Genomic DNA, 25241 nt, shown 5'->3' on the forward strand with positions numbered 1-25241 from the left:
GGATCACTCCACCAGCATGGCGCGCAGCTCCGCCGTCAGCTCGTCGTTGCCGATCTGCTCCTGCATATGCTCCCAGGCCGCGTCGATGGCGATCTGCAGGTAGCGCTCGGCTTCCTCGCCCTCGAAGGCGATCTCCTCGAAACCGGCGGCCGCAACCTCGGCGTTACCGGCGGCGATCACGTCACCCCAGCTCTGGTCGAGTTCCGGCCCCAGGGTATGGCGCACATAGTCCTGGAGCTCGCCGCGCAGCGCCTCGGGCAGGCGATCCCAGGCCCGCTGGCTGACCAGCACGCTGAAGCCGGCGCGGTAGAACGGCGGGGTGATGTAGTAGTTGACCACGTCCTCGTACTGCTCGGCCCAGCCCAGGTTGCCCTGCATGAAACCATCGATGGCGCCCCGCTCCATGGCGGTATAGATCTCGCCGATGGGCAGTACCAGGCCATTGGCCCCCAGCGCCTCGATGAAAGGCAGGCCGGTGGGGAAGACCCGGATGCGCTTGCCGCGCAGGTCATCGATGCCGTCGATGCGATCCTTGAAGAAGAGGAAGAACTTGACGTCGGTGGCGGGAATCTCGCCCAGGTAGCGCAGGCCACGCTCGGCGTGGATCTCGGTCATGCGATCGTAGTAGCCGCTCTCGAGGATCTCCTCGTAGGTCTTGAAGGAGAAGTTGGCACTGCTCGAGGAGGGCACCAGGCCGGAATAGTAGCTGGGGCTGATCAGCGCCATGTCGATGGAGTTGTTGCGTACCGCATCGGCCAGGCGGAAGGGCGGCATCACCTCGGGGCCGCCGCGCCAGTTCAGCGCCAGCTCGCCCTCGAACTCCTCGTTCACCGCATTGACGAAGCGCTCGAAGCCGGCGGAGACCGCCGCGGTCTTGGGGGTGAAGCTCACCACATTGAGGGTCACCGCATCGGCGGCGGCGGTGAGGCTCAGTCCGGCCAGGGAGATCCCGGCCACCAGGGAGGTCAGCGTCGTTGTTTTCATTGCACTCTCTCTCATTATTGTGGCTCTCATTATTTTGGCTCTCGTTGTTGTCGATCCAGCGCTCGTCACTCAGTCCAGGGCCACGCCCCAGGCATCATAGCCATACACCCAGTCGGCATTGCCCTCGCCCTTCAGCCAGTTGTTGGCCCGCGAGCCGCGCTGTACCTGGGCGGTACGCTCGCGACGGGCCCGTTCGTAGCGGGCCAGGGCCGCCGGCACCGCCTCGCGATCGGCCTCGGCCAGACAGCGCGACAATACCACGGCATCCTCGATGGCCATGCAGGCGCCCTGGGCCATGAAAGGCACCATGGGGTGGGCGGCATCGCCGAGAATGGTCACATGCCCCTCGGACCAGCGCTCCATGGGCTCGCGCACATAGAGGGCCGACTTGGTCACGCTGTCGCAGGCCGCCAGCAGGGCACGCACGTCGGGATGGAAATCCTTGTAGACCTCGCGCAGCTCGTCCACGTCACCGGGCAGGGTCCAGGACTCCTCGCGCCAGCCCTCCTGGGGCGTGGTGGCGAAGATAAAGACCTCCTCGCCGCGGGTCAGCGGGAAGACCACCACCTGGCTGTCGGCACTCTCGCCCCACCACTTGGTGAAGGCATCCAGGTTCTCCACCTCGGGCACGGCGCTGCGCGGCACCACCGCCCGGTAGGAGACCAGGCCGGTGAACTCGGGGCTGTCGTCGCCGAACAGGGAGCGGCGTACCGCGGAGTGGATACCGTCGGCGCCGATCACCACGTCCAGGCGCTCGCTGCTGCCATCCTCGAAATGCACCACCGGTTGCTCGCCGGCCTCGACACGGGCCACCTTGCTGCCCAGTCGAAGCGCCGCCTCCGGCAACTTGGCCTCCAGGGCCTTGAGCAGGTCGCCACGGTGGATGGTCAGCTGGGGCGCGCCATACTTGGCCTCGGCGGCATCGCTCATGGGCAGCTTGGAGGTGATCTCGCCACTGTCCCAGGTGCGGCTCAGGCGGTGGGTGGGCCGCGCCGCGGTCTCCCGCAGGACGTCGCCCACGCCCAGGCGATCCAGGGCGCGCACCGCATTGGGCGTCAGGTTCACGTCGGCGCCGATGCGCAGGAACTGCTTGGCCTGCTCGAAGACGATGGCCTCATGGCCCGCCTCACGCAAGGCAATGGCCGCACAGAGACCACCCACACCACCACCACAGATACCGATTCTTAGCTTTGTCATACCCCACCTGTCTCTCGAGCTCACTGGGAACGTCTTGGAGGGAGCCTTGGCTCCCGGGATGCGCCAGGGAAGTGCGCAGGTCCTTCCGTCCTTGTCTCTGCTCTATCCGCCTCTCCGGGCCGGCATTTATTTCATATATAAAACAGAGTTTATTATTTGATAGTCAGACTGTAGGTCGAGCCCGAGGCTTTGTCAAACATCGAAATCGCCAATGGCCGCCCCGAGACAGGGGGCGGCCATTGGCGACAGGAGGATCGATAACGGACCGGTTGGCTGGCCAGGCGCAGGATCAATGACGGATCAGCTTGTCGGCCAGGCGCAGGACCAGCGGCCGCCCCAGGGTGATCAGGCCGAAGGCGATGGGCCAGGAGATCAGGAAGGAACGCCCCCAGCGACCGAGGAAAGCGCCATCCAGGCCGGTATTGACGAGGGTGATGGCCAGGGTCATCAGCCCCGCCATATAAGTGGTCATCAGCACGGAGACGACCCAGTGACCATAGCGGGACGGGATCAGCATAAGGACTCCCGAGGCGGGAGGAGGCACGGCCCCCTCCCCGATCAGGCGCTTAGCGCAGCGACATCAGGTTGAAGTCGGGGTCGGCCAGCTCGCCAGCATCCAGCACCCGACCGGCGGCGATCCAGCGCTTGCCCAGCTTGATGGCCCGCGGCTGGTCGAAGGCCACCATCTGCACCAGGCGCTGGGCGTCATCGAGATAGAAGAACACCGGCCCCTGGGCCTCCCGGCGCACCACGCACCGGAGCTCGCCGCTCGGCACGCCGAGGATCTGGATATTGACCCCGTGCTGATCGGACCAGAGCCAGGCCGGCTCGTCGTAGTGGGCCGCCTGGCCGAGCATGGCCTCGGCCACCACCCGGGCCTGGTTCTGGGCATAGGCCCAGGACTGCAGGCAGAGCCCCAACTGGGGGTGTTGGGAGACGTCGCCGGCGGCGAAGATCCGTGGGTCCGAGGTCTGGCCGGCGGCGTCCACCACGATGCCCTGCTCGGTGCGCAGACCCGCGTCGCGAGCCAGCTCAAGGTTGATCTCGACGCCGACACCCACCACCACCAGGTCGTAGGGCGCGCGGGCTTCCCCATCGGCGGTGATCGTCACCCGTCCATCGGCCGCCTCGCTCAGTTGGATCTCCTGGCGGTTCAGCGCCAGGCCCACGCCGTGGCGCTCATGGAGCTCGCGGATCGCCTCGGCCACCTCCGGTCCCACGCTGCGTCCGCAGAGGGCCGGGGCGCGCTCGAAGACATCCACCTCGAGACCCAGCTTGCGGGCGCTGGAGGCCACCTCCAGGCCGATCCAGCCGCCACCGATCACCCCCAGGCGTCGACTCTCGCCGAGCCGTGCCTTAAGCCGGGTGGCGTCGTCCCAGGTGCGCAAGGTCATGACATGGTCGATCTCCGCCCACTCGGGTACCGGCAGCCGTGGCCGGCTGCCGGTGGCGATCAGCAGGCGGTCGTAGGGCAGGCGCTCGCCGTCGTCGAGCACCACCTCCTGGGCCTGGCGATCGATGGCCGAGGCCCGCCGGGGGCGCCGCCAGTCGATATCGAGGGCCGCCAGGCTGTCCTCCGGGAAGAGCCGCGGCAGCGGCTCGTCCGCGGTGACCACGCCCTTGGAGAGCGGCGGGCGTTCGTAGAAGTCGTGGGGCTCGTCGGCCACCACCGTGAGCCGGCCGGCATAGCCCTCGCCGCGCAGCGCCTTGCAGGCGTAGCCGCCGGCCTGGCCACCGCCGATCACCACGATGCGGGAAATCTCCTCGCTGGACATGGTCCTTTCCCCCTAGTTGAAGACGAAGCCGCCGTTGATGGGGATCAGCTGACCGGTCACGAAGTTCGACCAGTCCGAGAGCAGGTAGAGCACGGTGCCGTCGATGTCCCGGGGGTGCTGTTCCTCCTTGAGGGCGCGCCCGGCGGCATAGTAGGCGTAGCGCTCCTCGGGCACGTACTCGGTGGCCTCGCAGTGGGTCAGCCCCGGGGCGATGGCGTTGATGCAGATGCCCTGCTCGCCCAGCTCCCGGGCCATGGCCCGGGTCATCGAGATCACCGCGCCCTTGCTGGCCACATAGGCCATCAGCCGCGGCGCCCCCCAGAGGGCGGTATCGGAGGCCACATTGACCACCTTGCCGCGCTTGGCCTGGGCCAGCAGTGGCCGCGCCGCCCGGGTCATCTGCCAGACCCCGCGCACGTTCACCGCCATGACCCGGTCCCACAGCTCGGGGTCGTACTCGTCCAGGGTCTTGCCGCCCACATTGGTGGCGATGGCGGCGTTATTGACCAGGCCATCCAGGGCCCCGCCCTCGGCGACCCGCGCCAGGCCCGACTCGATGGAGGCGGCATCGCCCTGATCGATCACCAGCGCCTCCACCTCGGCGCCGCCCTCGCGCAGCGCCGCGGCGGTCTGGGTCAGCTCCGCCTCGAGGATATCGCTGATCACCAGGCGCGCGCCTTCGGCGGCGGCGGCCTCGGCGATGCTACGCCCCAGGCCGCGGGCAGCGCCGGTGATCATCAGCCGCTTGCCGGCCAGCCCCTGCCCGGCCATCTCAGGCCGCCTCCTGGCGCTTGGCGAGCTGCGCCTTGGCCATCTTCAGCATCACCCGACGCAGCCGCGAGAGGCCCACGTCGTGCTGGTAGAGGTTCTCGTGGTGACGGGCGTCCGGCGCCAGGTTCTCGAGGATGACGCGATCCTGCTCCAGCACGTCCCAGTGCAGGCCCTCGAGCTTGGTGCGGTAGAAGAAACGCCACACCTGGCGCTGCCAACCGTCGACCTTGCGCACCCGCCAGAAGAAGACCCGGGTGTGCTCCTTGTCTTCGGGCACCGCCATGCCGACGATCCAGAAGGGACCGCCCGGCCCGAAGCGCTGCTGGTAAGGAATCGACAGGCGCAGCCAGAGGGCCCCGCTGTTACCGTACTCCACCCAGTCGAAGTTGACCCCGGTCTGGCCGGTCTTCTTGAAGACGAAGCCGGTCGCGGTGGGCTCCAGCACCATCTCCGCCTGGCGGTCGCCCTCGGCCATGGAGTGGGAATCCGCATGCAGGTAGGTGCCGTGCATGGGGTCCATGACGTTATCCACCGCATACTGGTAGTTGCACTTCCAGGTGGCGGTGCACAGGAAGTTGCCATAGGTGGCCTCGTCGGTGAGCTGCTCGGGCAGCTCCAGCGCCGGCGGCTCCTCGTCCGGGGTAGTGCCGAAGAAGACGAAGATGGTGCCATGGGCCTCCTGCACCGGGTAGTGACGCACGCAGGAGGTGCCCACCATGGGGCTGTTGCTGATCGCCGGCACGTCGCAGACGGTGCCTTCGCCGTCCACCTCGACGCCGTGGTACCAGCAGGCCAGGCGGTTGCCCAGGTTCCAGCCCTTGGAGAGGCGGGCGCCGCGGTGGGGGCAGCGATCCTCGATGGCATGCACCACGCCGTCATGATCGCGCCACAGGGCCAGGTTCTCGCCCAGGCGGGTAATGCCCAGGGGGTTACTGCCCACCTCCCAGCTGGCCACCACCGGGTACCACAGGGAGCGCAGGCCGGTATCGAGATAGTCTTGGACGTCGGCGTCCATGGAAGCGGCTGTCGTCATCTCTCTCACCTTGATTGTCGTTGTCTCGGGGCGCGGCCTTACTGACCCAGCACCGCCATCTCCTGGAGGAAGCTCTCCTCGGTCCAGGGCTGGCCCTGGCGATCCTGGCTATGGCGGGCATTGAGCCCGGCGATCACCTCATCGAGCTCGCTGGCACCGCTCTCGAAGACGGCCTCCAGGGCCGCCACCAGGGCCAGTTCGAAGGCCTCCGGGGCGCGCTGGCGGTTCTGCCAGACCCGGTTATCGAAGCCGCCGGGGCGTTCGATATGGCCCTGACCCGGCTCCGAGGAGGGGATGATGCGGGCCCAGGTCTTGAGCTCGGGATTGTGGTCGAGGGGGGTGGACATGGGCTCAGGCCTCCTCGCTGACTTGCAGCTGAATTTCGTCGTCGATGATGCGTACCGGGTAGACGTGCAGGTCCCGGTCGGCGGGCTCGCGCAGACACTTGCCGGTCTTGATGTCGAATACCGCCTCGTGGAGCGGGCACTCCACCTGGCCATCCTCGACGAAGCCCTGGGAGAGCAGCGCATAGGCGTGGGGGCAGACGTCCTCGAGGGCGTAGTACTCGCCGTCCAGCACATAGACGCCGATCTCCTTGTCGCCCAGCTTGGCGGAGAAGGGGAAGTCTTCCTGCACCTGATCGGTCTTGCAGACAGGGGTCCAACTCATGGGGTCGTCCTCATCATTGGATGCGTGGGTCGTCCGTGCTCGCGTATCAGTAATGAAACACGATTTATTATTTGATCCTATGTAGGCGAGTATAGTCGAGCCGCCCCGCCTGTCAATACTATATAGTATTCATGAGAAGGGGACGCAAGGGCCACACCAGCTGGAAGCTGGAAGCTGGAAGGCAGCATGTTGCCACCAAAGCCAGCGCCAAGGATTTTCTTCCAGCTTCAAGCTTAAGGCTTACCACTCCCGGCGAAGCCGGGCCGGGTATTTCTTCCAGCTTCCAGGCGCGAAGCGCCGCTCTTCAGGCTTCCAGCTTGGTTAACTGGGTGGTCAGGGTCAGGCGGTAGTCATTGGGGGCGGAGGGGGTAACAGGACAGGAGCTGCCGGGCAGATGGGCTTTACCCTTCCGCGAGCTGGCGGAATTGAGTGGTGAGGGTCAGCCGGTAGTCGTTGGGGGCGGGGTGGTAACAGGACATGATCTGCCGGGCAGATGGGTTCTACCCTTCGGCGAGCTGGCGGAGTTGAGTGGTGAGGGTCAGCCGGTAGTCGTTGGGGGGAATGTACATAATCTGCCACGCCAGGGTGCGCCGCTCGCCGTCCTGATAGCGGGTCTCCAGGCGCATCCCGGGGGGCGGGGCCTCGGCCAGCTCCGGCACGATGGCCCGCGCCACCGCCTTGGGCAGGCGCCCCTGGCCGATGCGGTTATCGGCCAGGGTCGGCGCCACCCCCAGGCGCTGCAGCAGCGGCAGGACGCTTTCGTGCTCCAGGGCCTCGGCGGGCAGACGCATCAGCTCGCCGGCCTGATCGGCACGCAGGTAGATCTCGGTATAGCAGTCGAAGGTGCCGTCGATGCGGTCCTGGCGTACCAGGTGCAGGTAGCCGCTCTGGCAACTTCCCAGCACCGCTTCCCAGGCACCCTGGCGAGTCAGAGCCTCGCGCTTGAGCAGGCGAATAAACACCAGCTTGACCGGGGAGCCATCGGGGCGCAGGAAGTGGAAGGCCGGGGTGGTGATCTCGCGGCGGTGGTCGCCGCCGGCCACGAAGGTGCCCAGGCGCCGGCGGCGCGTGAGCTCGCCGCTCTCCACCAGGTCACGCAGCGCCTTCTGTACCGTGCCCAGGCTCAGCGGCAACGCCTCGGCCAGGGCCTGCTCGGTGGGCAGCCGGGTGCCCTCGGGCAGTTCGCCCTCGTTGATCAGCTCGATCAGGGCGTCGCGCAGGCAGAGGTACTTGGGGGTCCGAGGAGAGGCCTCGAGGTGACGAGCGACACGCTCGGCTAGCTGGGTCAACACGGCAGCGCCTTCACGAGAGTGAGTGGCGGCATTCTACCAGCCTGGGCGCCGGCGGGAAGCTGGAAGGCAGCATTATCCAGCCAACCCTGGGGTCAAGGGTTTTCTTCCAGCTTCCAGCTTATGGCTTAAAGCTCCCGGCGCAGCCGGGAATTATTTCTCGACGAAGGCGCGCTCGATCACGTAGTCGCCGGGCTCACCCATGCGCGGGGAGATCTTGAAGCCCAGGTCGTCGAGCAGGGCGCTGGTCTCGTCGAGCATCGCCGGGCTGCCGCAGATCATGGCGCGATCCTGCTTGGGATCGATGGGCGGCAGGCCGGTGTCCTCGAACAGCTTGCCGCTGCGGATATGGTCGGTGAGGCGGCCCATGGTGTGGAACTCCTCGCGGGTCACGGTGGGGTAGTAGACCAGCTTCTCGCTGATCTCCTCACCCAGGTACTCGTGGGCCGGCAGCTCCTTGGTGATGAAGTCGGCGTAGGCCAGCTCGCTGACGGTACGCACGCCGTGGATCAGCACGACCTTCTCGAAGCGCTCGTAGACTTCCGGGTCCTGGATCAGGCTCATGAAGGGCGCAAGGCCCGTACCGGTAGAGAGGAAGTAGAGGTTACGCCCCGGCAGCAGGTCGTCGGTGACCAGGGTGCCGGTGGGCTTGCGGCTGACCATGATATGGTCGCCCACCTTGAGGTGCTGGAGCCGCGAGGTCAGGGGGCCGTCCGGCACCTTGATGCTGAAGAACTCCAGGTGATCCTCGTAATTGGGGCTGGCGATGGAGTAGGCGCGCATCAGCGGCTTGCCATCCACCTCCAGGCCGATCATCACGAACTGGCCGTTCTTGAAGCGCAGGCTGCGCTCCCGGGTAGTGCGGAAGCTGAACAGGGTGTCGTTCCAGTGATGGACGCTCAAGACTTCTTCCGAGGCAAACTTGCTCACGACCGACTCCTTCTCATATTCGATTAGCGCATAAGGCGACTAAGCTGATCTTTGCGCTAATTCTAAGAGCCGACGCCATATCTGTTAAATGGATTGTATGGATAAAGCTTATCTATAATGTAGATAAACAAACCTGCCGAGTGAAGCGAGCATGCGCTATACCCTGCGACAGCTGGAGGTCTTCGTGGCCGTGGCCCAGCATGAGAGCGTCTCCCGGGCGGCCCGCGCCCTGGCCCTCTCCCAGTCGGCGGCCAGCACCGCCCTGGCGGAGCTGGAGCGCCAGTTCGACTGCCAGTTGCTGGACCGTATCGGCAAGCGCCTCAAGCTCAATGCCCTGGGCTTCCAGTTGCTGCCCAAGGCGGTGGCGTTGCTCGACCGCGCCGAGGAGATCGAGGAGCTGCTGCGCGGCCAGCATGGCGTCGGCTCCCTGGACGTGGGCGCCACCCTGACCATCGGCAACTACCTGGCCACCCTGCTGATCGGCGATTTCATGCAGCGCCATCCGGGCAGCCGGGTGCGCCTCTCGGTGCGCAATACCCAGGGCATCATCGAACGCATCGTCCAGCACGAGCTGGACCTGGGACTGATCGAGGGGGACTGTCAGCACGAGGACCTGGTGATGCAGTCCTGGGTGGAGGACGAGCTGGTGGTGTTCTGCGGCCCGGAGCATCCCCTGGCGGGGGCCGAGGCGGTGCCCCTGGAGCGGCTGATGCGCGAGGCCTGGATCATGCGCGAGCCGGGCTCCGGCACCCGCCTGACCCTGGAGCATGCCGCCCGTCACCGCCGCGGGCGCTTCAATACCCTGCTGGAACTGGAGCATACCGAGGGCATCAAGCGTGCCGTGGAGTCGGGGCTGGGCATCGGCTGCGTGTCTCGGCTGGCGCTGCGCGATGCCTTCCGCCGCGGCAGCCTGGTGCCCATCGCCACCCCGGAGCTGGACCTGCGCCGCCAGTTCGCCTTTATCTGGCACCGCCACAAGTACCTGACCACCGGGATGCGCGAGTTCCTCAAGCTGTGCCGTCAACTGACCGAGGGCGTCGAGCGCAGCGACCAGATCGCCCTGCCCTATTACCCCTGAGGCCTGCCCCCCGCCACCGAAAACGCCAAGCCCCGGGCGAATGGCCCGGGGCTTGGCGTGTTCCACGATCGACGCTTCAGACCCGCTCGGGGAGCCGCCGTGGCGCCTCCTCGGGGGCCGCCAGCGACGTCGCCGACGGGGCCTCCATGCGCAGGGTAAAGCCGCCGACGATCTCGGCCAGGCGGTCTGCCTGCTCCTGGAGATGACCGGCGGCGGTGGTGGACTCCTCCACCAGGGCGGCGTTCTGCTGGGTCATGCTGTCCAGCTCGGTGACCGCCACGTTGACCTGACCGATGCCGTCGCGCTGCTCGCCGGCCGCGGCATTGATCTCGCCCAGCACATCGGTGACCCGGGTCACGCTGGCGACGATCTCCTGCATGGTCTCGCCGGCCTGGGCCACCAGGCTGGTGCCGTCCTTGACCCGGCCGTCCGAGGCCTCGATCAGTGCCTTGATCTCCTGGGCCGCGGAGGCCGAGCGGCTGGCCAGGTTGCGCACCTCGCCGGCCACCACCGCGAAACCGCGCCCCTGCTCCCCGGCCCGGGCCGCCTCCACCGAGGCATTCAGTGCCAGCAGGTTGGTCTGGAAGGCGATGCCATCCATGACGTTGACGATCTCGGCGATCTGTCGCGAGGAGTCGCCGATGGCGTCCATGGTGGTGACCACCTCGCCCACCACCTCGCCGCCCCGGGCCGCCACCCGGGAGGCGGAGAGCGCCAGCTGGTTGGCCTCCTGGGCGGAGTCGGCGGTCTGCGCCACGGTGCCGGTGATCTCCTCCATGGAGGCAGAGGTCTGCTGCAGGCTGGAGGCGGCGCTATCGGTGCGCCGCGACAGGTCCTGGCCGCCGCTGGCGATCTCCGCGGCGGCGACGCGCACCGAGTCGCTGCTGCGGCGCACCTCGACCAGCACATCGTGGATCTTGTCGGCGAAGGCGTTGAACTGGGTGGCCAACTGGGCCCCCTCGTCACGGCCCTTCACCGGCAGGCGCTGGGTCAGGTCGCCGTCGCCGGAGGCGATCTCCTGCATGCGGCCCGCCAGTTCACGCAGCGGCCGGGCGATACGCCCGCCGACCCAGGCCAGGGCCAGCAGCCCCAGTACCGCCAGCAGGGCCCCCACCAGGCTCATGCCCAGGGCGTCGTTGCGGCGCTGCTCGGCGAGCACGCCCTGCAGGGCGTTGAGCTCGGCCAGCACCGCCGATTCCGGCAGGCGGATGGCCAGGGTCCACTGGGTCGGGGTATCGCCGATGCGAAACGGCAGGTAGCGCTCGAGCAGGCCCTCGGCCTCGACGCCGACCATCTGCCCCGAGGCACGCGCCTCGGCCAGGCGACCCGCCACCGCGTCCCCCATCACCGCCGCGGCCGGCTCACCGAGGCGGTCCGCGGCACCGGTGTGGGCCACCATGCCGCCACCGGCGGCCACCAGGGCCATCTCGCCGGCGCCGTCATAGAGCTCGGCATTGGCCGCCTCCAGCAGGCCCTGGATAAAGCCCACCGAGAGGTCGGCGCCGGCCACGCCACGGAACTCCCCCTCCACCATCACCGGCACATTGAAGGAGGTGACCATCAGCATCTGGTCGCCGAACTCGTAGGCGGCCGGGTCGATGATGCAGGGCGCCTCGTTCTCCCGCACGCAAAGGTAGTACTCCCCCTCGCGGATACCGCTGGGCAGGATCGCCTCGCTCTCCATATCCCCCAGCGGCAAGACGTCGATGACGCCATCGGCGTCCCGGTACCACCAGGGCATGAAGCGACCGGTCTCTTGTTCATAGCCCTCCGCCTCGCGTCCGGCATGGTAGCGGTCCACGTCGAAGGCATCGGGCTCCCAGCCGATATAGACATCCACCAGGTCCGGGTAGGCCGCCAGGGTCTCGCGCATCAGGGTGGAGAGCTCGTCCCGATCCATCCACAGCAAGGGGCGCCCCTGGGCATCTTCACGGCCCATCAGGGCATTGGTCTGGGCGAGCATCTCGGCGACCCGTAGCGGTTCCTCGAGACGCCGACGCACCTCTACCGCCTGGGCCTGGGCCAGCACCGCCAGGCGCTCGTCGATGCCCGCCTCCAGCAACCCCTGGGTATGGGTCGCCACCGTCTGCTGGGTCCGCGACGAGGCGACCAGGGCATAGGCCACCAGGGCCAGGGCCACCACCAGCAGGCAGGCGCCGGCCAGGGTCACCACGAACCAGCGCAGGGATCTAAAATGCATGCTCCAACTCCTGGGAAGGCGCCGCGGCCGCCGAAGGCCTGGGCAGGCTCGGCTGGGCGGCAGACTGGGAAAGGGTAAAGGCGCCGACGGCCTGGGCCAGGCGATCCGCCTGCTCCTTGAGTCGTTCGGCGGCGGTGGTGGACTCCTCCACCAGGGCGGCGTTCTGCTGGGTCATGCTGTCCAGCTCGGTGACCGCCACGTTGACCTGACCGATGCCGTCACGCTGCTCGCCGGCCGCGGCATTGATCTCGCCCAGCACATCGGTGACCCGCGTCACGCTGGCGACGATCTCCTGCATGGTCTCGCCGGCCTGGGCCACCAGGCGGGTGCCGTCCTTGACGCGGCTGTCCGAGGCCTCGATCAGTGCCTTGATCTCCTGGGCCGCGGAGGCCGAGCGGCTGGCCAGGTTGCGCACCTCGCCGGCCACCACCGCGAAGCCGCGGCCCTGCTCGCCGGCCCGGGCCGCCTCCACCGAGGCATTCAGTGCCAGCAGGTTGGTCTGGAAGGCGATGCCATCCATGACGTTGACGATCTCGGCGATCTGTCGCGAGGAGTCGCCGATGGCGTCCATGGTGGTGACCACCTCGCCCACCACCTCGCCGCCCCGGGCCGCCACCCGGGAGGCGGAGAGCGCCAGCTGGTTGGCCTCCTGGGCGGAGTCGGCGGTCTGCGCCACGGTGCCGGTGATCTCCTCCATGGAGGCAGAGGTCTGCTGCAGGCTGGAGGCGGCACTATCGGTGCGCCGCGACAGGTCCTGGCCGCCGCTGGCGATCTCATTGGCGGCGATGCGCACCGACTCGCTGCTGTCGCGGATGGTCAGCATCACCGCCTCCATCTTGGCCACGAAGCGATTGAAGGCCTGGGCGATCTGCGCCACCTCGTCCCGCCCTTCCTCCGGCAGGCGCCGGGTCAGGTCGCCCTCGCCGCTGGCCACGTCCTGCATGGCGTCCCGGGCCAGCTGCAGGCGGCGGAACACCACCTTGAGCAGGGCCCCCAGCACCAGCACCGCCCCCAGGGCCACCAGCACCAGGGTCAGGGCCGAGGTGCCGAGGATGGCACGCAGCCCGGCGGTGGCCTCGCGTTCGTCCAGGGCCACCACCAGCTGCCAGTCGGTACCGGCGATGGCCCGGCTGCCCAGCAGCCGATCCCGGCCATCCAGGCTCAGCCGCGGCGGCACGCTCGCGCCGGACAACCCATTCAGGAAATCGGCCTCCAGGGTCGGGTTAAGGCGGCTGGCGGGCTCCAGCGCCAGGGCGGGGTCCGGGTGGGCGATCAGGGTGCCGTCGCCGGCCACCAGGAAGGCGAAGCTCTCCGGGGAGGGACGGATCCCGGCCACCCCCTCGACGATGGTATCGATGACGATATCGCCGCCCAGCACCGCTTCCAGCCGCCCCCCCTGGTAGAAGGGGTGAGCGATGGTCACCACCAGCTGGCCGGTGTTGGCATCCACGTAGGGGAGGGTGACGACGGTGTCGCCGACCGCCTCGGCCCGCTGATACCAGGGCCGCACCCGGGGATCATAGTCGGCGGGAGGCACCCAGCCGTCGGAGGTCACCATGTCACCGGTACCGGGGTCGGCCACATAGGTGGACAGGAACCCACCGGAGGCGGCCAGTTGCTGCAGGGCCCCCAGGGGCGCCTCGCTCAGGGCGCCCTCGGCGGCGGCGGCCATGGCCTGGCGCGCCTGGATCCACTCGCCGACGGCCTGGGCATGCCCCTCGGCGGTGGCATCGAGCTGCTGGGCGATCTGGCGGTCATTATGGGACTGGAGGGTGAAATAACTGGCGATACCATTGATCGCCAGCGCCAGGGTGATCACCACCACGGCGGCGATCAGGATACGGGTTCGCAGGGAGGTCGGCATGCGGGTCTCGCTCGTCGGGTCGGGGAGTTGTTGTCAGCGCCGTCCCACGGGTGCCACGGGCCGGCATTAGACCTAGGTATCGGCTGCCGACCCGACGAGCTTTAATTTCTGCGACTAACGCGCTTTCACGAAAAGGACTCGTGCGCTCCGTAGTTCCGGGTCCGAATGTTCCCCGCCAGGCTCGGTGCCCCCGATGGGGCCGGTTGCGACAGGGTAAAGGCGCCGACGGCCTGGGCCAGGCGATCCGCCTGCTCCTTGAGTCGTTCGGCGGCGGTGGTGGACTCCTCCACCAGGGCGGCGTTCTGCTGGGTCATGCTGTCCAGCTCGGTGACCGCCACATTGACCTGACCGATGCCGTCGCGCTGCTCGCCGGCCGCGGCATTGATCTCGCCCAGCACATCGGTGACCCGGGTCACGCTGGCGACGATCTCCTGCATGGTCTCGCCGGCCTGGGCCACCAGGCTGGTGCCGTCCTTGACCCGGCCGTCCGAGGCCTCGATCAGTGCCTTGATCTCCTGGGCCGCGGAGGCCGAGCGGCTGGCCAGGTTGCGCACCTCGCCGGCCACCACCGCGAAACCGCGCCCCTGCTCCCCGGCCCGGGCCGCCTCCACCGAGGCATTCAGTGCCAGCAGATTGGTCTGGAAGGCGATGCCATCCATGACGTTGACGATCTCGGCGATCTGCCGCGAGGAGTCGCCGATGGCGTCCATGGTGGTGACCACCTCGCCCACCACCTCGCCGCCCCGGGCCGCCACCCGGGAGGCGGAGAGGGCCAGCTGGTTGGCCTCCTGGGCGGAGTCGGCGGTCTGCGCCACGGTGCCGGTGATCTCCTCCATGGAGGCAGAGGTCTGCTGCAGGCTGGAGGCGGCACTATCGGTGCGCCGCGACAGGTCCTGGCCGCCGCTGGCGATCTCATTGGCGGCGATGCGCACCGACTCGCTGCTGTCGCGGATGGTCAGCATCACCGCCTCCATCTTGGCCACGAAGCGATTGAAGGCCTGGGCGATCTGCGCCACCTCGTCCCGCCCTTCCTCCGGCAGGCGCCGGGTCAGGTCGCCCTCGCCGCTGGCCACGTCCTGCATGGCGTCCCGGGCCAGCTGCAGGCGGCGGAACACCACCTTGAGCAGGGCCCCCAACACCAGCACCGCCCCCAGGGCCACCAGCACCAGGGTCAGGGCCGAGGTGCCGAGGATGGCACGCAGCCCGGCGGTGGCCTCGCGTTCGTCCAGGGCCACCACCAGCTGCCAATCGGTACCGGCGATGGCCCGGCTGCCCAGCAGCCGGTCCCGACCGGCCAGACTCAACACCGGCGGCGCCTCGGCGCCGGCCAGTTCTCCCAGGAAGGCGGCCTCCAGGGTCGGGTTAAGGCGGCTGGCGGGCTCCAGCGCCAGGGCGGGGTCCGGGTGGGCGATCAGGGTGCCATCGCCGGCCACCAGGAAGGCGAAGCTCTCCGGGGAGGGACGGATCTCGGCCACTCCCTCGACGATGGTATCGATGGTGATATTGCCACCCACGACCGCCTCCAGGCGCCCTCCTTGGCCGAAGGGATGAGCGATGGTCACCACCAGTTGCCCCGTTCCACTGTCGATATAGGGAAGGGTCACGATGGTGTCGCCGGCGGCCTCGGCCTGCTGATACCAGGCACGACGGCGGGGATCGTAGTCGGCGGGGGGCTCCCAGCCATCGGATGAGATCAGCTCACCGCTGCGTGCATCGGCCACATAGGTCGCCATGAAGCCTCCTGACGCCTCCAGCTGCAGGAGCGCCGGTAGGGGATTGTCGCCGGAGACGGCGCCCTCGGCGGCGGCGACCATGGCCTGACGCGCCTCGACCCACTCGCCCACGGCCTGGGCATGCCCCTCGGCGGTAGCATCGAGCTGCCGGGCGATCTGGCGGTCGTTATGGGACTGGAGGGTGAGGTAACTGGCCACGCCATTGATCGCCAGGGCCAGGGTGATCACCACCACGGCGGCGATCAGGATACGGGTTCGCAGGGAGGTCGGCATGCGGGTCTCGCTCGTCAAAAGTATTATCGCCGGCACACGGGGGCCATGTACCGGCGAGCACGAGCAGGTTATCGACCTTTGTCGAACAAGCTTTAACGCATATCGCTGACCGCCTCCTGGATATCCGCCAGAGACGCCTTGGAAAGGTCCTTGGGCAGGGAGTGGATCAGCAGCTTGTGCGTCGCGTCGTCCAGCTTGTCACGCAGGATACCCAGGAAGCGCGGTGGCGCTACCAGGATCAACTTGCGCAGATGGTTGCCGACCCGGGCACGATAGATGCACTCCGCCACCTGCTTGGCGAAGATCTCCGCATGGTGATGAGAGGCGACGTTCTCGCCCCCGGAGGTGCGTGAGGTGCGCGCCATGGACTCATGCACCTCGCCGCCGCCATCCGTGACCAGGTCCCCCTCATGCAATCGCCCCTCGGCATGTACCAGGCTCTCCTTCTCTTCCAGCTTCAGTCCCTCACGGGTAAAGACGCGGGCCCGGGCCGCATCGGCCACCACGATATAGGTCGTCATGGGAACTCCTTGGCAAGACTCAGGGAACGAGGCCGGAGGCCTCCTATGGAGCGTGGCAAGGGCTGGGGAAGGCGTCAACTTCCCGCATCGCGGTAGCTGCGCAGGCCCGGGAACTGGGGTAGCATGCCGCCATCGGCAGGATGCCGACCGTCTCCGCACCGCCAACTCCAGGAAGGCTAGCCATGCGTCGATTCCTCTTTCCACGTCACCCCCTGCCCCGCTCCACCCTGCTGTTCTGTCACCTGCTGCTGCAACTGGGCCTGCTCGCCTATGGCCTGAGTCGCCTGCTGCCACGGACCCCCTGGCTGACCGACACCACCTGGTGGGCGGTCTGGCCCGCCCTGGCCCTGGGCGGTGGCCTGCTGCTGCTGGCCATGGTGGCGGCGCGCCTGCTGCTGGAGCTGTGGCTGCTGCCCTACCACCTGGCGGCCCGGCAGGGTGGCTTCGCCCCCCAGGCGGTGATGACCCGCTCCTATGCGCGCCGCCCCGCCGTACACGACCCGGACAGCGCCTGGACCAGCGAGGCCCGCCGGGTCGCACTGGAGGACGAGGTCCTCGGCGAGGCCCGGGTGCGCCAGGAGGCCAGCGAACCGACCCTGAACTTCCGGGCCGGCATCGACACGGCCGACGACAGGGGCGAACCGCGCCTCTCCTGAGGCGAGCGCAGACCGATTTCGTAAGGCCTAGTGGCCGAGGATCTGGCTAAGGAACAGCCGGGTTCGCTCCGACTGGGGATCGTTGAAGAAGGGCTCCGGGGCGTTCTCCTCGATGATCTGCCCCTGGTCCATGAAGATCACCCGGTCGGCCACGGTCTTGGCGAAGCCCATCTCGTGGGTCACGCAGAGCATGGTCATGCCCTCCCGGGCCAGCTCGACCATGACATCCAGTACCTCCTTGATCATCTCCGGGTCCAGCGCCGAGGTCGGCTCGTCGAAGAGCATCACCTCCGGGTGCATGCACAGCGAGCGGGCGATGGCCACCCGCTGCTGCTGGCCGCCGGAGAGCTGCCCCGGGTATTTCCTGGCCTGCTCGGCGATCTGCACCCGCTCCAGGTACTGCATGGCCTGGGCCTCCGCCTCCCGACGCGGCTTCTTCTGCACCCACATGGGCGACAAACAGCAGTTCTCCAGCACCGTCAGGTGGGGAAAGAGGTTGAAATGCTGGAAGACCATGCCCACGCTGCGGCGGATCTGCTCGATGCGCTTGACGTCCTGGGTCAGCGGCACGCCGCCGACCACGATCTCGCCCTGCTGGTGCTCCTCCAGGTGGTTGATGCAGCGGATCAGCGTCGACTTGCCGGAACCGGACGGTCCACAGATGACGATGCGCTCGCCACGGCTCACGGTGAGATCGATATCCCGCAGCACATGGAAGTCGCCGTACCACTTGTTGACACCGCGCATCTCCACCATGGGGGTCGCGGCGCCGGTTTGCGTTGCCTGTTCACTCATTGTTGTCGCTCCTCGAGTCGGTGGGCGCCTGGCTACCGCTTGTGGCCGGTATGCAGCTTGCGTTCCAGGTACTGGCTATAGCGGGACATGCTGAAACAGAAGACCCAGAACATGAACGCCGCGAACACATAGCCCTCCAGGGCGAAGCCCAGCCAGCGGGAGTCCGACAGCGCCGCCTGGACGATCCCCAGCAGGTCGAAGAGGCCGATGATCATCACCAGGGTGGTGTCCTTGAACAGCGAGATAAAGGTGTTGACGATGCCGGGGATCATCATCTTCAGCGCCTGGGGCAGCACGATCAGGCCCATGCGCATCCAGTAGTTCATGCCGAGTGCCGCAGCGGCCTCCTCCTGACCCCGGGGAATCGCCTGCAGGCCGCCGCGTATCACCTCGGCCATGTAGGCGCTCTGGAAGAGGGTGATGCCGATGAGCGCCCGCAGCAGGCGATCGACGCTGACCCCGGTGGGCATGAACAGCGGCAGCATCACCGAGGCCATGAACAGGATGGTGATCAGCGGCACCCCTCGCCAGAACTCGATGAAGACCACGCAGAAGCTCTTGACGATGGGCATCTGGGAGCGCCGCCCCAGCGCCAGCAGGATGCCGATGGGCAGGGCCGCCACCATGCCCACCACGGCGAGGATCAGGGTCAGCATCAGCCCGCCCCAGCGGTGGGTCTCCACCACCCGCAGGCCGAAGTAGCCGCCGTAGAGCATCACGTAGGCGAACACCGGGAAGGCCAGCAGGGTGGCGATGGCCACCCAGCGCTTGGCGGGCAGTCGCGGGATCGCCAGCCAGGCGATCAGCGCCGCGAAGCTGGCGAACACCGTATTGACCCGCCAGATCTCGCTGCCCGGATAGAGGCCATAGATGAACTGGCCGAGGCGGGCATTGACGAACACCCAACAGGCCCCCTCCCGGGAGCAGTCGTCGCGGCTGGTGCCCACCCAGTCGGCGTTGATAAAGGCCCACTGGATCGTCGGCGCCAGCAGCACATAGAGCAGGTAGAGGCCGACCAGGGTGAAGAGGGTATTCACCGGCCCGCTGAACAGATTGGCCCTGAGCCAGGCGATGGGGCCCACGGTGCGGATCGGCGCCGGGCGCTCGGGAATCATCTCGTGTCGAATCGTCATGGCGCCTCTCCTAGCGTTCCACCAGCGCCACGCGGGCGTTGTACCAGTTCATGAACAGCGACACCAGGAGGCTGATCGTCAGATAGACCGCCATGGTCATGGCGATCACCTCGATGGCCTGGCCGGTCTGGTTGAGGGTGGTACCGGCGAACACCGAGACCAGGTCCGGGTAGCCGATGGCGGTGGCCAGCGACGAGTTCTTGATCAGGTTGAGGTACTGGCTGGTCAGCGGCGGGATGATCACCCGCAGCGCCTGGGGGATCACCACCAGGCGCAGCACCAGCCCCTGGGGCAGGCTCAGCGCCTGGGCCGCCTCGGTCTGGCCATGGGAGACCGCCTGGATCCCCGAGCGCACGATCTCGGCGATAAAGGAGGCGGTATAGATCGACAGCGCCAGCCACAGCGCCAGGAACTCCGGGATCACCGTGATGCCGCCACGGAAGTTGAAGCCGCGCAGCTCCGGCACCTCCCAGGTCACCGGCACCCCGGTCACCACCAACACCAGGAGCGGCAGCCCGACGATCAGCCCCGCCGAAATCCAGTAGGCGGGCAGGCGCTTGCCGGTGGCCTCATGGCGACGCCGGTTCCAGATCACCAGGGCGATGCTCGCCACCACCGCCACCAGGGTGGCCAGGGGGATCAACCCGAAGCCGGACAGGAACTGCGGCTCCGGCAGATAGAGGCCACGCACGTTGAGGAAGATCACCTCGCCGAAGGAGAGGCTGTCCCGGGCCGACGGCAGGGCCCGCAACACCGCGAAGTACCAGAAGAAGATCTGCAGCAGCAGGGGGATGTTGCGGAACACCTCGATATAGCCGCTGGCCAGCCGGGCGATCAGCCAGTTGGGCGAGAGCCGGGCGATGCCGACGACGAAGCCGATCAGGGTCGCCGCCAGCACCCCCAGCGCCGAGACCAGCAGGGTATTGAGCAGGCCCACCACGAAGGTACGGCCATAGGTGCTCTGGGAGGAGTAATCGATCAGGCTCTGGACGATGCCGAAGCCCGCGGTGTTATTGAGGAAACCGAAGCCGGTGGTGATGCCTCGCGCCGCCAGGTTGTCCTGGGTATTGCCGATGATATAGACCAGGAAGCCGGCGACGGCGGCGATCAGCAACAGCTGGAAAATCAGGGCGCGCTTGGCGCGATCCCGCCAGAAAGGCGGTTTAGGGCCCGCCGGGCGGGCCTGGGGTCGTTGAGCCATGGGCAAGGGTCTCTCCGCCTGGATCCATCAAGCCGGATACCGGGCCGCCCTCGGGGTAACGGGGCGCCCCGGTCGAGCAGGGGCGGCGGCCGGCCACGGCCGCCGCAGTGCTCAGCGGATCGGCGGCGCGTACTGGATGCCGCCCTCGGTCCACAGCGCATTGATGCCGCGCTCGATCTCCAGCGGCGAGTCCATGCCCACGTTGCGCTCGAAGCTCTCGCCGTAGTTACCCACCTGCTTGATGATCTGGTAGGCCCAGTCGGCGGACAGCCCCATGCCCTCGCCATAGTTGCCGTCCTGGCCGAGCAGGCGGGCCACGTCGGGATCCTCGGACTCGAGCATCGCCTCGACGTTGTCGCTGGTGATACCCATCTCCTCGGCATTGAGCATGGCGAACAGCGACCACTTGACGATGTTGAACCACTGATCGTCGCCCTGGCGCACCACCGGCCCCAGCGGCTCCTTGGAGATGATCTCCGGCAGGATCACCGACTGGTCCGGGTCAGAGAGCTGGATGCGCAGCGCCGCCAGCTGGGAGGTGTCGGAAGTCAGGACATCGCAGCGCCCGGCCTCGTAGCCGCCCACGGTCTGCTCGGAGGTATCGAAGACGATGGGATCGAAGGCCATGTCGTTGGCGCGGAAGTAGTCCGCCACGTTGAGCTCGGTGGTGGTGCCCGACTGCACGCAGATGGCCGCCCCGTCCAGCTCCTCGGCACTGGAGAGCCCCAGGTCGCGATTGACCATGAAGCCGATGCCGTCATAGAAGGTCACCCCGGTGAAGTTGAGGCCCAGGGTGGTGTCGCGAGTGGTGGTCCAGGTGGTGTTGCGTGACAGCACGTCCACCTCCCCGGACTGCAGGGCGGTGAAGCGCTCCACCGCATTGAGGGAGATATAGCGCACCGCCTCGGCATCGCCGAACACCGCCGCCGCCACGGCACGGCAGACATCGACGTCGATGCCCCGCCACTCGCCGGTATCGTCGGGAGCCGAGAAGCCCGGCAGGCCATCACTGACGCCGCACTGGACGGCGCCGCGATCCCGGGTCGCCTCCAGGGTCTGGGCCGAGGCCAGGGAGGCGGCGCCCAGGGTCAGGGCGGCGGCGGAGGTGAGAAGGACCAGCTTGTTCTTGTTGTCGCTGCGCATGGGAGTTCCTCGTGATTGGATATCGACAATCGATGGTGCCTGGCACCTGGCCTGACCTTAGCAAGGTTCATCCCGGGGCATGAGCCGCGGCTTTCAACGCTACGGCCCAGGCCCACTACGGACGCACCGCCTTAGCGCACCGGCGGCGCATAGTGCAGGCCGCCGTCCCGCCACAGGGCATTGAGCCCCCGGGCGATCTTGAACTCGGACGCCTGCCCCAGGTTGCGCTCGAACACTTCGCCGTAGCTGCCCACCTGAGCGATGATCCGGTAGGCCCAATCGGCGTCGAGCCCCATGCCCTCGCCATAGTTGCCGTCACGGCCCAGTAGGCGAGCCACGTCGGGGTCCTCGGAGTCGCGCATCGCCTCCACGTTGTCGCGATCGATGCCCAGCTCCTCCGCATTGAGCATGGCGAACAGCGACCACTTGACGATGTTGAACCATTGATCGTCGCCCTGGCGCACCGCCGGCCCCAGCGGCTCCTTGGAGATCACCTCCGGCAGCACCACGGCGCTGTCCGGGTCGGCCAGTTGCATACGCTGGGCATAGAGCTGGGAGGCATCGGAGCTGAGTACGTCGCAGCGCCCGGCCTCGAAGCCGGCGATGGACTGCTCGGGGGAGTCGAAGACCACGGCATCGTAGCTCATGCCGTTGACCCGGAAGTAGTCGGCCAGGTTGAGCTCGCTGGTGGTCCCGGACTGGGTACAGACCGCGGCACCATCCAGCGCCAGGGCACTCTGTACGCCCAGGTCGCTGGCCACCATAAAGGCCTGGCCGTCGTAGTAGCTGACGCCGGTGAAGTTGAGGCCCAGGGTGGTATCGCGGCCGGAGGTCCAGGTCGTGGTGCGCGACAGCACGTCCACCTCCCCGGACTGAATGGCCACGAAGCGCTCCACCGAGTCCAGGGGGATAAACTGCACCTTGTCGGCATCGCCCAGCACGGCGGCGGCCACCGCCCGGCACACCTCGGTATCCAGCCCCTGGTACTCGTCCTGGTCATCCAGCGCCGAGAAGCCGGGCTGAGCGGCATTGACGCCGCAACGCAGGGCATCGCGCCCGCGCACCTCATCCAGGGTGGCCGCCTGCGCCGCCCCCGCCACCAGCAGGCCGGCCACCAGGGGCCCGCCCCATCGCACTGCCATGCTTCGCATCATCGTCATCCTTGCTCCAAGGGTTGTCGGGCATCGGCCCCGGGGCCGATAGCCTCCTAGCTTGGACGAAGCAAGGAAAAACGCGAGGCAGGGGGGTCAACGTTAGGAGGGAGAGAGCCCCAGCCGGTTTATCGGTGGAGAGCGGCCAGGAGGGCCTAGCCCAGAAAACGGCGGCGGAGCGCGGCCAGCAGCAGCACGGCGCTGCTGGCGCCTAAGGTATTGGCCAGGATATCCCACCAGTCGCCGCCGCTGCGGCCCGGCACCGGAATCTGGGCCACCTCGATGGCGATGCCGTAGAGCACGGCCCCCAGGAAAGCGATCGGCAACCGCCACCCGGCCAGGCCCAGGAGCCCCGCCAGGCCGGCATAGCCGACGAAATGGTTGAACTTGTCCCAGGGCAGGGCCTGGGGCATCTCGCTGCCCGGGGTCAGGCTACCGAGGGCGATCAGCAGGGCCGTGGCCAGGGCCGCCACCGCCCAGAGGCGGCGACGGCGATGCCAGCGGCACAGCCACTCAGCCATGTTCGATCCGGGCATGGTAGGCGGGACTCAGCTCGTGCAGGGCGTCCATGAAGGCCGTGACGTGATCCGGGTTGGTGAACTGACTGATGCCGTGGCCCAGATTGAAGACATGGCCGGGGCCACTGCCGTAGCTGTCGAGGATCCGTGCCACCTCGGCACGAATCGCCGAGGGCTTGGCGAACAGCACATTGGGGTCCAGGTTGCCCTGCAGCGCCACCTTGTGACCCACCCGGGCCCGGGCATCGGCCAGCTCGGTGGTCCAGTCCAGCCCCAGGGCGTCGCAGCCGGTACCGGCGATATGTTCCAGCCACTGGCCACCATTCTTGGTGAACAGGATCACCGGCACCCGGCGACCGTCCTGACCGGGCTCGAGGCCGGCGACGATCTGCTCCATGTAACGCAGCGAGAACTCCAGGTAGGCGGGGGTGGAGAGCACCCCGCCCCAAGTATCGAAGATCTGCACCGCCTGGGCGCCGGCGCGAATCTGCGCATTGAGGTAGTCGGTGACCGCCAGGGCCAGGGTATCCAGCAGCCGGTGCATGGTGTCCGGCGTGTCATAGAGCATGGTCTTCACATGCCGGAAGTCCTTGCTGGAGGCGCCCTCGACCATATAGGTGGCCAGCGTCCAGGGGCTGCCGGAGAAGCCGATCAGCGGCACCCGGCCATTGAGCGCCGAGCGGATGGTGGAGACCGCCTTCATCACATAGCCCAGGTCGCGCTCGGCATCCGGCACGCTCAGCGCCGCCACGGCCTCGGGGGTGCGCACCGGCTTGCGGAATTTCGGCCCCTCGCCGGTCTCGAAGTAGAGCCCCAGGCCCATGGCGTCGGGGATGGTCAGGATATCCGAGAAGAGGATGGCGGCATCCAGAGGATAGCGCTCCAGGGGCTGCAGGGTCACCTCGCAGGCCAGGTCGTGGTTGCGGCACAGGTCCATGAAGCTACCGGCGTCGGCCCGGGAGGCACGATACTCCGGCAGGTAGCGGCCGGCCTGGCGCATCATCCATACCGGGGTGCGATCTACCGGCTGACGGGCCAGGGCGCGCAGGAAGCGATCGTTCTTGAGTTCCATGGGGGCTCACTCTCGACAAGATTTGCCCGCATTGTACCCGAAGCCACCCCGGTGTCGCGCCGGTTCGGGTATCGACGCCGATCAGAGGGCCAGACCGACGCGAAGCGTCTTTCTCGGCTCCTCTGGCGCCGAGGCCGTGAGCCGGGGCGTCGATCCTGCTAGAATGGCGCGATTGGCCAGGCGCCCGAGCGCCGCCCGTACGACGAGGTAACCCGTGACGATTCGATTCATCGCCGCCTCCCGGCTGCCCACCCCCTGGGCGACCTTCACCATGCATGGTTTCGAGGACGAGGCCACCGGCAAGGACCATATCGCCCTGACCCTGGGCGAGGTCGGCGACGGCGAGCCCGTGCTGGGCCGCGTGCACTCCGAGTGCCTGACCGGCGACGCCCTCTTCTCCATGCGCTGCGACTGCGGCTACCAGCTCCAGGAGGCCCTCAAGCGCATCGCCACCGAGGGCCGCGGCGTACTGCTCTACCTGCGCCAGGAGGGTCGTGGCATCGGCCTGCTCAACAAGATCCGTGCCTACCACCTTCAGGACCAGGGCGCCGATACCGTGGAGGCCAACGAACGCCTCGGCTTCGGCGCCGATATGCGCCGCTACGACCTCTGCGTGCCCATGCTCGAGCACCTGGGCATCGCCGGCCTGCGTTTGATGACCAACAACCCGCGCAAGGTGGATGCCCTGACCCGGGCCGGCGTCACGGTCGCCGAGCGGGTGCCCCTGACCACCGGCCTCAACCCCCATAACGAGCACTACCTCTCCACCAAGGCCGGCAAGCTCGGCCATATGATGGCCCTGGGCGACTTCACCCAGGCCAGCGACGTGGATATCGAACGCAAGTCGTAAGCCCCCTTCGCCGAAGGCACGACCTCGCCTTCGCGCCCCTCCCCGTGGCCCATGCGGCGGACGATGCCCGAATCGCCCGCCGCATGGCCCAGGCCCCAGGCCCCAGGCCCCAGGCATGAACATTAGATATCAAAAATAACAAAACCGAACAAACCCACTCCACGTCAGAAATATTAATTTTTATTAGGCAAATTATTGCCCGATAGCGACAAACCCCTACCTCTGATCAAATGCCCCTTATCTCGGCGTGAAGATACAGAAAGTCACCGGACGGATTGATAAGGACTATTTTGTAGGACATTTGCTACATTTCGAGTAGCCGATCAGACCTGGATTCATAGAATAACCGCAGCACTTTGGACCACGCGGTAGAAGCAAGAGGGCCAGCGCCGGTACCCTCCCTGC

General features: G+C 67.4%; 24 protein-coding genes. 3 read left to right on the plus strand and 21 right to left on the minus strand.

The window, feature by feature from the left end; all coding sequences use genetic code 11:
- Nucleotides 1–3: 3 nt before the first annotated feature.
- The 10 genes from dctP to IHD13_RS12465 all read right to left on the minus strand — a co-directional run bounded on the left by dctP (nt 4) and on the right by IHD13_RS12465 (nt 8648).
- A complete protein-coding gene (gene dctP, locus IHD13_RS12420) occupies nt 4–984 on the minus strand; it encodes a TRAP transporter substrate-binding protein DctP (protein ID WP_195861369.1) in 981 nt (326 codons plus the stop codon).
- A gap of 69 nt (nt 985–1053) precedes the next feature.
- Entirely contained in the window at nt 1054–2181 is a 1128-nt protein-coding gene (locus tag IHD13_RS12425; protein ID WP_195861370.1) for an FAD-dependent monooxygenase, read from the minus strand.
- A gap of 289 nt (nt 2182–2470) precedes the next feature.
- On the minus strand, nt 2471–2698 hold the full coding sequence (locus tag IHD13_RS12430) for a DUF2798 domain-containing protein (protein WP_195861371.1): 228 nt from the start codon (nt 2696–2698) through the stop codon (nt 2471–2473).
- A gap of 49 nt (nt 2699–2747) precedes the next feature.
- On the minus strand, nt 2748–3956 hold the full coding sequence (locus IHD13_RS12435; protein WP_195861372.1) for an NAD(P)/FAD-dependent oxidoreductase: 1209 nt from the start codon (nt 3954–3956) through the stop codon (nt 2748–2750).
- 12 nt (nt 3957–3968) lie between these two features.
- Nucleotides 3969–4727, minus strand: coding sequence for an SDR family oxidoreductase (locus IHD13_RS12440; RefSeq protein ID WP_195861373.1), 759 nt, complete (start codon nt 4725–4727; stop codon nt 3969–3971).
- Between the two features lies 1 nt (nt 4728).
- Entirely contained in the window at nt 4729–5760 is a 1032-nt protein-coding gene (locus IHD13_RS12445) for an aromatic ring-hydroxylating dioxygenase subunit alpha (protein ID WP_326838351.1), read from the minus strand.
- Nucleotides 5761–5798: 38 nt separating this feature from the next.
- The gene (locus IHD13_RS12450; RefSeq protein ID WP_195861374.1) at nt 5799–6107 is read right to left on the minus strand and encodes a recombinase-like helix-turn-helix domain-containing protein; all 309 of its coding nucleotides are present in this window, start codon (nt 6105–6107) and stop codon (nt 5799–5801) included.
- Nucleotides 6108–6111: 4 nt separating this feature from the next.
- Nucleotides 6112–6429, minus strand: a complete 318-nt coding sequence (nirD, locus tag IHD13_RS12455) for a nitrite reductase small subunit NirD (protein WP_146801682.1) — start codon at nt 6427–6429, stop codon at nt 6112–6114.
- Between the two features lie 500 nt (nt 6430–6929).
- The gene (locus tag IHD13_RS12460; RefSeq protein WP_195861375.1) at nt 6930–7721 is read right to left on the minus strand and encodes a GntR family transcriptional regulator; all 792 of its coding nucleotides are present in this window, start codon (nt 7719–7721) and stop codon (nt 6930–6932) included.
- Between the two features lie 150 nt (nt 7722–7871).
- Nucleotides 7872–8648, minus strand: a complete 777-nt coding sequence (locus IHD13_RS12465) for a ferredoxin--NADP reductase (protein WP_195861376.1) — start codon at nt 8646–8648, stop codon at nt 7872–7874.
- A gap of 151 nt (nt 8649–8799) precedes the next feature.
- Between IHD13_RS12465 and IHD13_RS12470 the strand changes: the two genes are divergently transcribed.
- Nucleotides 8800–9726, plus strand: coding sequence for a LysR family transcriptional regulator (locus IHD13_RS12470; RefSeq protein ID WP_195861377.1), 927 nt, complete (start codon nt 8800–8802; stop codon nt 9724–9726).
- A gap of 76 nt (nt 9727–9802) precedes the next feature.
- Here IHD13_RS12470 and IHD13_RS12475 read toward each other — a convergent pair whose 3' ends face one another.
- The 4 genes from IHD13_RS12475 to IHD13_RS12490 form a co-directional block, all read right to left on the minus strand.
- Nucleotides 9803–11926, minus strand: coding sequence for a methyl-accepting chemotaxis protein (locus tag IHD13_RS12475; protein ID WP_195861378.1), 2124 nt, complete (start codon nt 11924–11926; stop codon nt 9803–9805).
- Nucleotides 11916–13790 (minus strand): methyl-accepting chemotaxis protein, encoded by a 1875-nt coding sequence (locus tag IHD13_RS12480; protein ID WP_195861379.1) that lies wholly within the window; start codon nt 13788–13790, stop codon nt 11916–11918. The genes IHD13_RS12475 and IHD13_RS12480 overlap by 11 nt, the downstream gene beginning before the upstream one ends.
- 125 nt (nt 13791–13915) lie before the next feature.
- On the minus strand, nt 13916–15796 hold the full coding sequence (locus IHD13_RS12485; RefSeq protein ID WP_195861380.1) for a methyl-accepting chemotaxis protein: 1881 nt from the start codon (nt 15794–15796) through the stop codon (nt 13916–13918).
- 92 nt (nt 15797–15888) lie between these two features.
- Nucleotides 15889–16317: a host attachment protein gene (locus IHD13_RS12490; RefSeq protein WP_195861381.1), complete on the minus strand. Its 429-nt coding sequence runs from the start codon at nt 16315–16317 to the stop codon at nt 15889–15891.
- A 182-nt stretch (nt 16318–16499) separates the two neighbouring features.
- On the opposite strand from IHD13_RS12490, the gene IHD13_RS18470 reads away from it, so the two are divergent.
- Nucleotides 16500–16973, plus strand: coding sequence for a hypothetical protein (locus IHD13_RS18470; protein WP_195861382.1), 474 nt, complete (start codon nt 16500–16502; stop codon nt 16971–16973).
- 27 nt (nt 16974–17000) lie between these two features.
- Here IHD13_RS18470 and IHD13_RS12500 read toward each other — a convergent pair whose 3' ends face one another.
- The 7 genes from IHD13_RS12500 to hemE form a co-directional block, all read right to left on the minus strand.
- Nucleotides 17001–17729 carry an amino acid ABC transporter ATP-binding protein gene (locus tag IHD13_RS12500; RefSeq protein WP_195861395.1) on the minus strand — a complete coding sequence of 243 codons (729 nt, stop codon included), beginning with the start codon at nt 17727–17729 and terminating at the stop codon, nt 17001–17003.
- Nucleotides 17730–17800: 71 nt separating this feature from the next.
- A complete protein-coding gene (locus IHD13_RS12505; protein ID WP_195861383.1) occupies nt 17801–18901 on the minus strand; it encodes an amino acid ABC transporter permease in 1101 nt (366 codons plus the stop codon).
- Nucleotides 18902–18911: 10 nt separating this feature from the next.
- Nucleotides 18912–20102: an amino acid ABC transporter permease gene (locus IHD13_RS12510; protein WP_195861384.1), complete on the minus strand. Its 1191-nt coding sequence runs from the start codon at nt 20100–20102 to the stop codon at nt 18912–18914.
- A 111-nt stretch (nt 20103–20213) separates the two neighbouring features.
- Nucleotides 20214–21245, minus strand: coding sequence for an amino acid ABC transporter substrate-binding protein (locus IHD13_RS12515; protein WP_195861385.1), 1032 nt, complete (start codon nt 21243–21245; stop codon nt 20214–20216).
- A 131-nt stretch (nt 21246–21376) separates the two neighbouring features.
- A complete protein-coding gene (locus IHD13_RS12520) occupies nt 21377–22387 on the minus strand; it encodes an amino acid ABC transporter substrate-binding protein (protein WP_195861386.1) in 1011 nt (336 codons plus the stop codon).
- Between the two features lie 164 nt (nt 22388–22551).
- Nucleotides 22552–22917, minus strand: a complete 366-nt coding sequence (locus IHD13_RS12525) for a VanZ family protein (RefSeq protein ID WP_195861387.1) — start codon at nt 22915–22917, stop codon at nt 22552–22554.
- Nucleotides 22910–23986 (minus strand): uroporphyrinogen decarboxylase, encoded by a 1077-nt coding sequence (gene hemE, locus IHD13_RS12530; RefSeq protein ID WP_195861388.1) that lies wholly within the window; start codon nt 23984–23986, stop codon nt 22910–22912. Before hemE ends, IHD13_RS12525 begins: the two co-directional genes overlap by 8 nt.
- 214 nt (nt 23987–24200) lie before the next feature.
- On the opposite strand from hemE, the gene ribA reads away from it, so the two are divergent.
- A complete protein-coding gene (gene ribA / locus IHD13_RS12535; RefSeq protein ID WP_195861389.1) occupies nt 24201–24836 on the plus strand; it encodes a GTP cyclohydrolase II in 636 nt (211 codons plus the stop codon).
- Nucleotides 24837–25241: the final 405 nt, after the last annotated feature.

This window comes from Halomonas sp. 328 (assembly GCF_015645095.1).
Classification (GTDB): Bacteria; Pseudomonadota; Gammaproteobacteria; order Pseudomonadales; family Halomonadaceae; genus Bisbaumannia.